Origin of the sequence: Arthrobacter oryzae (assembly GCF_003634095.1) — a bacterium.
GTDB lineage: Bacteria > Actinomycetota > Actinomycetes > Actinomycetales > Micrococcaceae > Arthrobacter > Arthrobacter oryzae.
Genome location: NZ_RBIR01000006.1, coordinates 203,300 through 215,959 on the forward strand (window position 1 = coordinate 203,300; position 12,660 = coordinate 215,959).

General features: G+C 68.8%; 12 protein-coding genes. 5 read left to right on the forward strand and 7 right to left on the reverse strand.

The features are described from left to right. Positions 1 to 43: 43 nt before the first annotated feature. Positions 44 to 466: an HAD domain-containing protein gene (locus tag C8D78_RS14515; RefSeq protein WP_120954572.1), complete on the reverse strand. Its 423-nt coding sequence runs from the start codon at positions 464 to 466 to the stop codon at positions 44 to 46. 141 nt (positions 467 to 607) lie between these two features. Here C8D78_RS14515 and C8D78_RS14520 point away from each other — a divergent pair, with 141 nt between their 5' ends. The 5 genes from C8D78_RS14520 (at position 608) to C8D78_RS14540 (ending at position 5,578) form a co-directional block, all read left to right on the forward strand. Further along, positions 608 to 964 (forward strand): YraN family protein, encoded by a 357-nt coding sequence (locus C8D78_RS14520; RefSeq protein ID WP_120954573.1) that lies wholly within the window; start codon positions 608 to 610, stop codon positions 962 to 964. Beyond that, positions 965 to 2,512 carry a YifB family Mg chelatase-like AAA ATPase gene (locus C8D78_RS14525; protein WP_120954574.1) on the forward strand — a complete coding sequence of 516 codons (1,548 nt, stop codon included), beginning with the start codon at positions 965 to 967 and terminating at the stop codon, positions 2,510 to 2,512. A gap of 56 nt (positions 2,513 to 2,568) precedes the next feature. Beyond that, complete coding sequence (gene dprA, locus C8D78_RS14530; protein ID WP_120954575.1) at positions 2,569 to 3,756, forward strand: DNA-processing protein DprA; 1,188 nt, start codon at positions 2,569 to 2,571, stop codon at positions 3,754 to 3,756. A gap of 72 nt (positions 3,757 to 3,828) precedes the next feature. Then, complete coding sequence (locus C8D78_RS14535) at positions 3,829 to 4,785, forward strand: tyrosine recombinase XerC (RefSeq protein WP_120954576.1); 957 nt, start codon at positions 3,829 to 3,831, stop codon at positions 4,783 to 4,785. Positions 4,786 to 5,074: 289 nt separating this feature from the next. Then, on the forward strand, positions 5,075 to 5,578 hold the full coding sequence (locus C8D78_RS14540) for a DUF3145 domain-containing protein (protein ID WP_026266435.1): 504 nt from the start codon (positions 5,075 to 5,077) through the stop codon (positions 5,576 to 5,578). A gap of 131 nt (positions 5,579 to 5,709) precedes the next feature. On the opposite strand, the gene fabF is transcribed toward C8D78_RS14540, so the two are convergent. The 6 genes from fabF to C8D78_RS14570 all read right to left on the reverse strand — a co-directional run. After that, positions 5,710 to 6,945: a beta-ketoacyl-ACP synthase II gene (fabF, locus tag C8D78_RS14545; RefSeq protein ID WP_120954577.1), complete on the reverse strand. Its 1,236-nt coding sequence runs from the start codon at positions 6,943 to 6,945 to the stop codon at positions 5,710 to 5,712. A 174-nt stretch (positions 6,946 to 7,119) separates the two neighbouring features. Next, entirely contained in the window at positions 7,120 to 7,365 is a 246-nt protein-coding gene (locus tag C8D78_RS14550) for an acyl carrier protein (protein ID WP_120954578.1), read from the reverse strand. A gap of 193 nt (positions 7,366 to 7,558) precedes the next feature. Continuing rightward, positions 7,559 to 8,620 (reverse strand): beta-ketoacyl-ACP synthase III, encoded by a 1,062-nt coding sequence (locus tag C8D78_RS14555; RefSeq protein WP_120954579.1) that lies wholly within the window; start codon positions 8,618 to 8,620, stop codon positions 7,559 to 7,561. Further along, on the reverse strand, positions 8,617 to 9,546 hold the full coding sequence (locus C8D78_RS14560; RefSeq protein WP_120954580.1) for an ACP S-malonyltransferase: 930 nt from the start codon (positions 9,544 to 9,546) through the stop codon (positions 8,617 to 8,619). The genes C8D78_RS14555 and C8D78_RS14560 overlap by 4 nt, the downstream gene beginning before the upstream one ends. 87 nt (positions 9,547 to 9,633) lie before the next feature. Continuing rightward, on the reverse strand, positions 9,634 to 10,878 hold the full coding sequence (locus C8D78_RS14565) for a PucR family transcriptional regulator (protein WP_120954581.1): 1,245 nt from the start codon (positions 10,876 to 10,878) through the stop codon (positions 9,634 to 9,636). A gap of 276 nt (positions 10,879 to 11,154) precedes the next feature. Further along, a partial coding sequence (locus C8D78_RS14570) for a transketolase-like TK C-terminal-containing protein (protein ID WP_425266708.1) occupies positions 11,155 to 12,660 on the reverse strand: 1,506 nt, incomplete at its 5' end.

Consider the following 12,660-nt stretch of genomic DNA (forward strand, 5'->3'; position numbering starts at 1 on the left):
CCCTAATTGCCTGGCCCTCGCCGGGCGATTGGCAGATGTTCACTCATGGGTAATCGCCTCTGTTGAGAAATTCGTTTACCTGCAGTGCAACCTCGTCGGTGATTCCCGTTTGCCAGTTGGTTGTGAACAAGGGCTGATCGGCATAGAAGTCAGTGTCATCGTCGACAATGGCGTACCGCGTAACTTCCGGATGCTGGTCCAGCCACATCTTCACCTCCTCGCCACGAAAACCTGTGTCCGCTGTCGGTGTGACGTCAAAAGTCTTGCAGACGTGTCGGTCGACTTCCTCACGGCCGTCTTGGAAGTACCGCCATGTGGACGTAAGAACAACGACTGCGTCAGTTTCAAGGATGATCCTGCGGACCCTGGATGCCAGGACAGGATCGATGCCCATGAAGCCGTGATAGCGCTGTCTCGTACCTACGCGGTTGACGACTCCATCAATATCGAGGAAAAGTACTTTCATTCCTCTTCCTCCTGCAGTTCGTCTGGTCCTGCCTTGATTATGCGATCAGGAGCGCTGGCCCCGCTGCGGTTTCCCTTGCCGTTATCCACATAGCCAAAGTGTGCCCTGTGTCCGTCCGTGCCGGCGCTGCACGCTGGAGTCATGAGAGCCAAGGATCTGCTGGGTCGGCGCGGGGAGGAACTCGCCGCCGGGTATCTTGAATCGCTCGGCATGCGCGTGGTGGACCGCAACTGGCGCTGCCCCGAGGGCGAGATCGACATTGTGGCGCTCGACGGCGACGTCCTGGTGATCGCCGAGGTGAAGACCCGGAGATCGCTGGCGTACGGGCATCCCTTTGAAGCCGTGGGCGTGGAGAAACTGGCCCGGCTCCATCGCCTCGGGGCGGCGTGGTGCCGGGACCATGAGCCGCGGATGCTCCGGCGCCGGGTGGATGTAATCGCCGTGCTGGACGACGGCGTCCGTGAGCCCGCCGTCGAGCACCTCCAGGGGGTGGGGTAGATGGCCCTGGGCCGGACCTACTCCGTGGCCCTGGTGGGTCTCAACGGCTACATCGTGGAGGTCGAGGCCGACATCGGCCAGACCCTGCCGGCCTTCGTGATCCTGGGGTTGCCGGATGCCGCGCTGAACGAGGCCAAGGAACGGATCCGCTCCGCGGCGCAGAACTCGGGGATCCCGCTGAGCCGACGCAAGATCACGGCCAACCTCATCCCGGCGTCCCTGCCCAAGCGGGGCTCGGGCTTTGACCTCGCCATCGCCATGGCGGTCCTGCGGGCGGCCAATGACATCCGGTCCACGGGCCGCACCGTCTTCATCGCCGAGCTCGGGCTGGACGGCCGGCTGCGGCCCGTGCGGGGAATCCTCCCGGCCGTGATGGCCGCGGTGCGGGCCGGCTATCCTGAGGTCGTCGTGGCCCGGGCCAACATGGCCGAGGCCCAACTCGTCCCGGGCGCACGAGTCCGGGGCTACACCACGCTGGCCCGCCTCGCCTTCGACTGCGGCGCGGACCCGCAGGACCTGGCCCTCGACTTCGAACCCGAGGCCGACGACGCCGGCTGCCCGGAGACGGGCGCCGGCTCCGCGCTGGCGCCGGACATGTGCGATGTCTCCGGCCAGGGCCCGGCGCGCCGGGCCTTGGAAGTGGCGGCCGCCGGTGCCCACCACCTCCTGCTCACGGGCCCGCCGGGCGCGGGGAAGACCATGCTGGCCGAGCGGCTGCCAGGCCTCCTACCGGACCTGGGCGACACCGAGGCCATGGAGGTCACCGCTATCCACTCCCTGTGTGCGCTGCCCTCGGGCTCCGTGCAGCTGCTGCGCCGGCCGCCCTACGAGAACCCGCACCACACCGCGACGGCAGTGGCCATCATCGGCGGCGGGTCCGGACTTCCCCGGCCCGGGGCGGCGTCCCGGGCCCACCGCGGGGTGCTCTTCCTGGACGAGGCGCCGGAGTACGACCGCGGCGTCCTGGACGCGCTGCGGCAGCCGCTGGAGAGCGGCGAGCTGGTTATTCACCGCTCGGCCGGGTCCGCAGCCTACCCGGCCCGGTTCCAGCTGGTCCTCGCGGCGAATCCCTGTCCCTGCGGCAAGGCCACCGGGAAGGGCGTGGACTGCGTCTGCACCCCCACGATGCGCCGCCGGTACCAGTCCCGGATGTCCGGACCCCTGTTGGACAGGGTGGACATCCAGCTGGAGGTGGAGCGGGTCTCGCTCGCCGGCTTCGGCCAGCCGGCTGCGGAGGAGGCAACGGCCAGCATCGCTGAGCGGGTCCGTGCGGCCCGGAACCGCCAGCTGGACCGGCTGCTGGGGTTCGGGCTGGAAACGAACGCACAGGTGCCGGGGCGGCTGTTGCGCGGAGTCCTGCGGCTGGATGCCGCCACCACCCGCATCCTGGACTACGCCCTGGAACGCGGCGTCCTGACAGCCCGCGGCTACGACCGAGTGCTGCGCTTGTCGTGGACGCTGGCGGACCTGTCCGGGCGAGACGTGCCGGACGCGGACGACGTCGGGCAGGCCCTCGGCCTCCGCCAGGCCGCCGCGGCGTCCCCGTGAGCGTATCGATCCCGCCGGCACGTGCCAGCACCTCGAGCCCCACGAAAGGAACCACCATGATCGATGACGAACGGACTGCCCGGGCGGCCCTGTCCCGGCTGTTCGAGCCGCAGGACGCGGCCGCCCTGGCCCTGGTGCAGGCCGTCGGAGCGCAGGATGCCCTGCGGGTTGCCTGCGGCCGGCTCAGGGCCGGCCCGGAGCTGGAGCAGGAGATCACCGGGATCCTGGCGGACAGCGGCTCCGGCGGCGCCTGGTCCGGGCTTGCCGAGGCGCTGAAGCGGTGGGCCCCGCGCATTCCAGATTTGGCCCCGGAACGGGATCTCGCCACCATCCAGCGACTCGGCGGACGGATCATCATTCCCATGGATGAGTTGTGGCCGCGGCAGCTGGCGGACCTCGGCCTGCAGGAACCCCTTTGCCTGTGGTGGCGCGGCGTAGAGCAGGAGCTGCCCCGGGCGGACAGGGCGATCGCCTTGGTGGGTTCCCGGGACAGCACCAGCTACGGGGCGTCGGTGACGGGTGACCTCGCATACTCGCTGGCCCAGCGCGGCTTCACGATCGTCTCCGGCGGCGCCTACGGCATTGACGCCCACGCTCACAGAGCGGCCCTGGCCGGAAGTGCGGGCGGCGTGCCCACCATTGCCGTCATGGCCGGGGGAGTGGACCGCTTCTACCCGGCCGGCAATGAGGACCTGCTGCGGGCGGTGGCGGACCACGGAGCCGTGCTGGCCGAGGTCCCGCCCGGGTCCGCGCCGACGCGATACCGGTTCCTGCAGCGGAACAGGCTTATCGCGGCACTGGCGTCGGTCACAGTGGTGGTCGAGGCCAGGTGGCGCTCCGGCGCCCTGAACACGGCCCACCATGCCGAAAGCCTGGGCCGGGCCGTGGGCGCCGTGCCAGGATCAATCCACAGCGCCAATTCCGCCGGCTGCCACCGGCTACTGCGTGAAGGCGGGGCCGTGTGCGTCACGGATGCGGGGGAGATCGCCGAGCTCGCCTCCCCGAGCGGAGAGTCGATGCCGGAGGACAGGGCCGGCAGGACGGAGGCGCACGACGGCCTCACCCTCGAGGACCTGATCCTGCTCGATGCCCTGCCGCTGCGGACCGGCAGCTCCGTCGAGAAACTGGCCTCGGTGGCCGGGCTGAGCCAGGATTCGGTCCGCGCGGGGCTCGGCCGGCTGGGGCTGCTGGGGCTGGCCGAAACCCGCGGCGGCGGCTGGAAACGCTCCGGGAAGTCGAACTGACGTGACCGCGGACCCCGGGACGGGGCGGCGCGGGCGAACGGTGAGTGGCGGCTCGCCCGGCCGGCTCCTTGAATGCCGCCGGAATACTGCCAGAGTAGGAGGGTGCCTACCCAGAATCTCCCCGCGTCGCTCGAGGACGCAGCCGCACGCTTCGGCCGTTATCTGGAGGCCGAGCGCGGGCGGTCCGCCCACACGGTCCGGGCCTATCTCTCCGACGTCGGCAGCCTCCTGGCGCACGCCGCCTCCGAGGGGGTTCAGGACCTTGCCGGGCTGGAGCTCGGAACCCTGCGGCGCTGGCTTGGCGCCCAAAGCGAGTCCGGGAAGTCCCGGGCCACCCTGGCACGCCGTGCCGCGACCGCCCGGGCCTTCACCGCCTGGGCCGTCCGCGAGGAACTGATCGCTGCCGATCCCGCCCTGCGGCTCAAGGCCCCGAAGCGGGAAAAGACGCTGCCCGGTGTCCTGCACCAGCAACAGGTCCGGCGGCTCGTGGCGGACGCGGAGACTGCCTCAGCCGAGGGGGAACCGTTGGCCCTGCGAAACCGGGCCATGGTGGAGCTGCTCTATGCCACCGGTGTCCGGGTTGGCGAGCTGGCGGGCATGGACGTGGACGACCTCGACCCGGACCGCAGGACCCTGCGCGTGCTCGGCAAGGGCAACAAGGAACGCACGGTGCCCTACGGACTGCCGGCGGCCCTGGCCGTCGACGACTGGCTCCGCCGGGGCCGCCCGGCCCTCGCCACGGGGACCAGCGGCCCGGCTCTCTTCCTGGGGTCGCGCGGCGGGCGCGTGGACCAGCGCCAGGTCCGCAGCGTGGTCAAGGACATGCTGGAGCGGCTGGGGGACACCGCCGCCACCGGGCCGCACGCCCTGCGGCACTCGGCGGCGACGCATCTGCTCGACGGCGGGGCGGACCTGCGCGCCGTGCAGGAGATCCTGGGCCACAGCAGCCTCGCGACCACCCAGCTCTACACCCACGTGTCCGTGGAGCGGCTGCGGCAAAGCTACCAGCAGGCGCACCCTCGGGCCTGAGGATCGGCCCGTCCGGCGCTTCCCGGAGGGTCCCGGGAAACCCGCGCGGCGCGCCGGGAAAGACGCGCCGAATCCTACTGGCGTAATTAGGAGGCGTAGGGCAGAATAAAACTCACGCCCGGGAAGTTTCAAGTTGAGCTTGAAGCTGGAATGCTTCACGTCCAGCTTGGAAACCGGTTGTAAATTAGGAGATTGGCAGGACCGCCGGCACAATTTCGGATCCGCGCAACAGACAGACATCCAGGCACAGGTCGTTGGGGAAGACGTACCTACAGCTATGGAGGATGGAATGTCTGTTGCACTGACCCGCGGTGTGTTGTTTGTTCACTCTGCCCCGACGGCCTTGTGCCCCCACGTCGAGTGGGCCATAGGGTCTGTCGTGGACAAGCGGACAGACTTGGAGTGGACTGCTCAGCCTGCCGCGCCCGGAATGTTCCGGGCCGAGCTGTCGTGGACCGGAACCCCGGGCACGGGGGCTCAATTGGCGTCCGCCCTGCGCGGCTGGGCGCACCTGCGCTATGAGGTGACCGAGGAGCCGAGCCAGGGGGTCGACGGCGGACGCTGGTCGCACACCCCGGAGCTTGGAATCTTCCACGCCACCACCGACGTCCACGGCAACATCATGGTCTCCGAGGACCGCATCCGTTACGCCTACGAGTCCGGCGCGGGCGACCCCTCGGCGGTCTATCACGAGCTCTCCCTTGCCTTGGGTGAGGCCTGGGATGAGGAACTCGAACCGTTCCGGCACGCCGCCGAGGGCGCCCCCGTGCGCTGGCTGCACCAGGTCGGCTAGGACCCGGCCGGGTCAACCCCGCCCCAGCAGGTCAAGCAGCAATTCCATAGCTACGCACGAAAAAGAGCGATGGCGGCATGTGTTCCAGGGAACACATGCCGCCATCGCTCTTTGGTGCGGGTGCGGTGCAACTACACGCTGCGTACCGCGATCACGGCGTTGTGGCCGCCGAAGCCGAACGAGTTGCTCAGCGCGGCGATGCTGCCGGCGGGCAGGTCGCGGGCCGTCGTGACGACGTCCAGCGGGATTTCCGGATCCTGGTTCTCCAGGTTGATGGTCACCGGGGCCTTGCGGTCGTAGATGGCCATGACAGTCAGCACGGCTTCGACGGCACCGGAGGCGCCCAGCAGGTGCCCCATCTGGGACTTGGTGGCCGAGACCGCGACGCTGTCCACGTGCTTGCCCAGGGCGGCCTTGAGGGCCGCGTACTCGGGCTTGTCGCCGACCGGGGTGGAGGTGGCGTGCGCGTTGACGTGGACGATGTCTTCGGGCTGGATGCGGCCGTCGAACATGGCAGCCTTCAGCGCGCGGGTGGCGCCGAGGCCTTCGGGGTCCGGGGCGGTGATGTGGTAGGCGTCGGCGGTGACCGAGGTGCCGGCGAGCTCGGCGTAGATCCGGGCGCCGCGGGCCAGGGCGTGCTCCTCGGCTTCGAGGACAAGGGCGCCGGCGCCTTCGCCCATGACGAAGCCGTCGCGGTCACGATCGTAGGGGCGTGAGGCGTGCTCGGGATCGTCGTTGCGGCGCGAGAGCGCCTGCATGGAGGCGAAGGCGGCGATCGGCATCGGGTGGATGGCGGCTTCGGCGCCGCCGCAGACCACGACGTCGGCCTTGCCGGCACGGATCAGGTCCAGGCCCACGTGAACGGCCTCGGTGCCGGACGCGCAGGCGGAAACGGGGGTGTGGGCGCCGGCGCGGGCGCCCAGGTCAAGGCTTACCGCCGCAGCCGGGCCGTTGGGCATCAGCATGGGAACGGTCATCGGCAGAACGCGGCGGGGGCCCTTTTCGCGCAGGGTGTCCCACGCGTCCAGGAGCGTCCAGACGCCGCCGATCCCGGTGGCGAAGGCCACGGCAAGACGGTCGTGGTCGATCTCGGTGATGCCGGAGTCGGCCCACGCTTCGCGGGCGGCGACCACGGCGAACTGGGTGGACGGGTCCATGCGCTTGGCCTCGACCCGGCTGAGGACCTCGAGGGCCGGGGTCATGGCGCGTGCGGCGAAGTGGACAGGCAGTTCGTACTTGGCCACCCAGTCGTCCTCAAGCGTGTGCGCGCCGGAGACGCCCTTGAGCGCGTTCTTCCACATCGTGGGGACATCGCCGCCGATGGGTGTGGTGGCACCCAGACCGGTAATGACTACTTTGCGTGCCATGGGATCACTCTCTGTCGGTGCGCCTGCCGTGTCCGGAACCGCGAACGGGATGACCGGGGCCTGCGTTGGGGAAAACTCGGGGGTGGTGCGCTAATGGTGCTGGTGCTCCGGTCCGGGCGCTTTTGCAGCGCCCGGACCGGCCAGCGGGTCCGCCGGTGCCGGCGGAAATCAGACCTAGGCCTGGGCGTTGGCGATGAAGCCCACGGCGTCGCCGACGGTCTTGAGGTTCTTGACCTCTTCGTCCGGGATGCGGACGCCGAACTTCTCTTCGGCGTTGACCACGATGGTCATCATGGAGATGGAGTCGATGTCCAGGTCTTCGGTGAAGGACTTGTCCAGTTCGACTGCCTCCGGGGCCAGGCCGGTTTCCTCGTTGACGATTTCAGCCAGGCCGGCCAGGATTTCTTCGTTGCTAGCCATTGATGGCTCCTTTTCTAGTTGTTGCCCTCGGCTGCCGGTGGAATGCCGGCCGTCGTGGGCGGAAATGATTCAAACCGAGGGTTCGGCTTGGTGCGGGAATGCGTGGTGTTGCACAGCAGGATCTGAACCTCAGGACATGCGGTGCAAGGGTCGAACAGGCGGAACGTATTCAGTTCGTGAACGGGGTGGCTGCCTAAGGAAGCACAATCACCTGGGCGCCGAAGACCAGACCGGCTCCGAAGCCGATCTGCAGCGCCAGCCCGCCGCTGAGCTCGGGGTTTTCCTCAAGCAGGCGGTGGGTGGCCAGGGGGATGGATGCCGCCGACGTATTGCCGGCTTCGGCGATGTCACGGGCAATCTTGACGGTCTCCGGAAGCTTAAGCTTCTTGGCCATCTCGTCGATGATCCGCATGTTGGCCTGGTGCGGAATGAAGGCGGCGAGGTCCTCAGCCTGGATGCCGGCGGCGTCCAGCGCCTGCTGGGCCACCTTGGCCATCTCCCACACGGCCCAGCGGAAGACGGTCTGGCCGTCCTGGCGCAGGGTCGGCCACAGGGATGCGTCGGTCATTGCCGCTTCTTCGTCGCTGACAGCCCCGCCGCGCTTGCCGGTCAGGGCAAGTTCGCGGATGTCCAGCATGGAGTGGGTCATGCCGATGGCGTCCCACTTGCTGCCGTCCGAACCCCACACCGAGGGGCCGATGCCCGGCGTGTCGGAGGGACCGATGACGACGGCGCCCGCGCCGTCGCCGAGCAGGAAGGAGATCGTCCGTTCCGTGTTGTCGATGACGTCGGAGAGCTTTTCGGCCCCGACCACCAGAACGTACTTGGCCGCACCGGAGCGCACCAGGGCGTCGCCCTGGGCGATGCCGTAGCAGTAACCGGCGCAGGCCGCGGAGATGTCGAAGGCCGGAGCGGGCGTCGCGCCGAGGCGGTCGGCCAGGCTCGCCGCAGCGGACGGCGTGGCGTACGGGTGGGTGACCGTGGAAACGATCACGGCGCCGAGCTGAGAGGCCTCGATGCCGGCCTTCTGAAGCGCCTCGCGGGCGGCTCCTTCGGCCATGTCGATCACGCTGACATCGGCGGGCGCGCGGTGCCGGGTCACGATGCCCGTGCGCTGGCGGATCCATTCATCGGACGAATCGATCCACTGGCAGACATCGTCATTGGTCACGATCACGCTGGGCCGGTAGGCTCCGACACCCATGATGCGGGTATTTTCCTGCACGGGTGCCTGCTTCAGAGTCGGAACGCTCATGCCCCTCCCTCCAGTTCTGCAAATAGGGCCAGGGCCGCGGAAAGGTCGTCCGGGGTCTTGACGGTGACGGTCTTGACGCCTGGCATGCCGCGCTTGGCGAGGCCGGCCAGCGTCCCCGCGGGAGCCAGCTCGATCACGCCGGTCACGCCGCGCTGCACCATGGTCTCCATGCACCGGTCCCAGCGGACCGGGCGGGAGACCTGGGCAATCAGGCTGTCGACGACGGCGGCGCCGTCCTCGACTGCCGCGCCGTCGAAGTTGGACAGCAGCGGAACCTGCGGGTTCCGGGGATGCAGCGACGGGCGCAGGGCCTGGAGGGCCGCAGCGGCGGGCGCCATGTGCGTGGTGTGGAACGCACCGGCAACCTTCAGCGGAATGACCCGGGCCTTGGCCGGCGGGTTCTCGGCCAGGGACTTGAGCTGTTCGACGGTGCCGGCGGCCACCGTCTGGCCCGCGCCGTTGACGTTGGCGGCGGTGGCGCCGGATGCCTCAATGGCTGCCAGGACCTCCGCAGGGTCGCCGCCGACGACGGCACTCATGCCGGTCGGGGTGGCGGCGGCCGCGGCGGCCATGCTGTTGGCGCGTTCGCGGACAAACGTCATGGCTTCGGTTTCCGTCAGGACGCCGGCCAGCGAGGCCGCGGTGATTTCGCCGACGGAGTGGCCGGCCAGGATCACCGGCAGCGTGCTGAGCTCGACGTCGAAGAGTGACTTCGCGGCCACCAGGCCGGCGGCGACGATCAAGGGCTGCGCGACGGCAGTGTCCTTGATGGTTTCCTCATCAGAAGTGGTTCCATGGGCGGTGAGGTCGATGCCTGCTATTTCGCTGAGGGAGGCCAGGAGGCCTGCGACGGGTGGCAGTTCCAGCCAAGGGGCTAGAAAACCAGGGGTCTGGGAGCCCTGTCCAGGGCAGACGATTGCAAGCACGTAACCAGCTTTCCAAATTACCGCGTGAACATTCGTGTTTGCATGCACCAAGCTCACTGGGTCAGTTTGTAGGAAGTCTACAACGGATTAGGAGCCGTTGCGGGGAGGCTGACGCTCCGTGGGGGCCTTCGGCGGCGCCGATAGACGGCCCACCACGAGGGCGGTCTGGAGCACGAACGCCTCCCGCGGCAGGAGCGGGTCCCAGCCGGTGACGTCACAGACGCGCTTGAGCCGGTAGCGCACCGTATTGGCATGGACGAAGAGTTCGCGGGCTGTCGCCTCGAGCGAATGCCCCAGTTCCAGGTAGGTGCCCAGGGTCTCCACGAGCCCGTTGGAGGCGGCCAGCAGGGGGCGGTAGATGTTCTTGACCAGGGAGCGGCGGGCAGCGTCGTCGCCGGAGATCACACGCTCCGGAAGCAGGTCGTCGGCGGCCACCGGCCGCGGCGCGGAGGGCCAGGCGCGGGCCGCGGTGAGGCCGGCAAACGCGGACTGGGCGGAGCCGCTGGCCTCTAGGAGGGAGCCCGCCTCGGGACCGTAGACCACCGGTCCCGGGGCGAAGAGCTCGCTGAGCTTCAGGTATGCGGTCTCCCGGTCCTGGACGCCGCCGAGGATGAGGATGAGGCGGTCGCCCTGGATCCCCACGAGGGCGTCCTCGGCGAAGCGTCCGGCGGTGCGGCGCAGTTCGCTGACGTAGCTGGCGCTTGGTTCGGACGGGGAATTTCCGACCATCACGGTGAAGCGCTCCTGCGCTTTCCAGCCCAGGGCCGCGATCCTGGACCGCAGCGCGTCCGTGTTCTCGCCGCGGAGGATGGCATCGACAATCAGGGCTTCCAGGCGCGTGTCCCAGGAGCCGCGGGATTCCGCGGCCCGGGCGTAGACATCGGCGGCGGCGAAGGCGACCTCCCGCGAGTAGCGCAGCACGGCTTCCCGGAGGGCCGACTGGTCCGCTTCCGGGGCGATGATCGGGACCTGGTCCTCCACCACCTCCACCACGATCCGGATGAGCTGGAGCGCCTTCTGGAGGCTGATGGAGCGGGTCAGCTCGGTGGGGGCGGTCCCGAAGACGTCCGAGAGGATCCACGACGGCGAGCTGGGCCGTTCGTACCAGGTGACGAACGCCGCGATGCCGTTCTGGGCCACCATGCCCAGGGCGGAGCGTTCGTCCGAGTTCAGCCGGCTGTACCACGGCAGTGACTTCTCCAGCTGCCGCAGTGTCGTCGTCGACAGCTGGCCCACGCTTGCCCGGAGCTTCTTGAGCGTCTCCGCTTTCTCTGGAGTCATCGCCCTCGAGGCCGGCTTGCGTTTTTCGGGAGTGGTGATCGGCTCTGCCATGCATCGAGCATACGGGGCGCGCCGCCCAAGCTCCATTTGTGCGAAGGCTACAACTGCCGTTGTCCTGCGTCACAGGACCCCCGAAGGGAGAAAGCGAGGGAGAAGGGGAGGGAGAGGGGGAGGGAGAAGGCGAGGGAGAGAAAGGGAAAGGGGGAGCGAACCGGGCGGGGGAAGAGGGCGGTTAAACGTCCGACGGCGGCCCCCACCTTTCGGAGGGAGCCGCCGTCGGACGCGGTGCGTGGCGGTTATCTGGCCCTGCGGCCCCGGAGCGTCCGGTTAGGAGTCGCCGCCGGCGTTGCCCGTGGTGCCGGCGTTCACGTTGTGCAGGCGGTACTTCTCGATCGCCTGGGCCGGAGCCTGGGCGTCCACCTCGCCGCGGCGGGCCAGCATCTGCAGGGAACGGACAACCACGGAGTGGATGTCGTTCTTGAAGAAGCGGCGGGCAGCGGCGCGGGTGTCGGAGAAGCCGAAGCCGTCCGCACCCAGCGAGGCGAACTCGTTCGGGAGGAACTGGCGGATCTGGTCCGGCACTGCCTTCATGTAGTCGGTGACGGCGACGATCGGGCCGGTGGCGCCGGCGAGCTGTTCGGTGACGAACGGCACGCGTGCGGGCTGGCCGGGGTTGAGGAAAGCGTCTTCCTCGGCGGCCATGGCGTCGCGGCGCAGTTCGGTCCAGGACGTCACGGACCAGACATCGGCGGAGACACCCCAGTCCTCGGCGAGGATCCGCTGGGCTTCGAGGGCCCAGGGGACGGACACGCCGGAGGCCAGGATCTGCGTGCGCGGGCCGTCAATCTTGGCCGGCGCGAGCAGGTAGATGCCCTTGACGATGCCCTCGACGTCGAGTTCCGCCGGTGCCGGCGGCTGCACGATCGGCTCGTTGTAGACCGTGATGTAGTACATCACGTTCCGCGACGGGTCGTTGTCGGCAGGGCCCGGGCCGTACATCCGGTTGAGGCCGTCGCGCATGATGACGCCGATCTCATAGCCGTATGCCGGGTCGTACGTGACGACGGCCGGGTTGGTCGCCGCCAGCATCGGGGAGTGCCCGTCAGCGTGCTGCAGGCCTTCGCCCGTCAGGGTGGTGCGGCCGGCGGTGGCGCCGATGATGAACCCGCGGGTCATCTGGTCCGCTGCGGCCCAGAAGGAGTCGCCCGTGCGCTGGAAGCCGAACATCGAGTAGAAGACGTAGACCGGGATAAGCGGTTCGCCGTGCGTGGCGTAGGACGTGCCCGCGGCCGTGAACGCGGCGACGGAGCCGGCCTCGTTGATGCCGGCGTGCACGATCTGGCCGGAGATGGACTCCTTGTACGCCAGGACCAGCTCGCGGTCGACGGAGAGGTAGTTCTGGCCGTTCGGGTTGTAGATCTTCGCCGTCGGGAAGAACGCGTCCATGCCGAAGGTGCGTGCCTCATCCGGAATGATCGGCACGATCCGCTTGCCGAACTCCTTGTCCCGCATGAGGTCCTTGAGCAGGCGGACGAATGCCATGGTGGTGGCGGCCTGCTGCTTGCCGGAGCCGCGGTTGGCGACTTCGTAGACCTTGTCCTCCGGGAGGGTGACCTCGGTGTGCTTGGAGCGCCGCTCGGGGACGAATCCGCCGAGTTCCTTGCGGCGGCCCATGAGGTACTGGATCTCCGGGGAGTCCATGCCGGGGTGGTAGTACGGCGGCCGGTAGAGGTCCGCCTCGAGCTGTTCGTCCGTGATGGGGATGCGCAGGTGGTCGCGGAAGGCTTTCAGGTCCGCGAGGGTGAGCTTCTTCATCTGGTGCGTGGCGTTGCG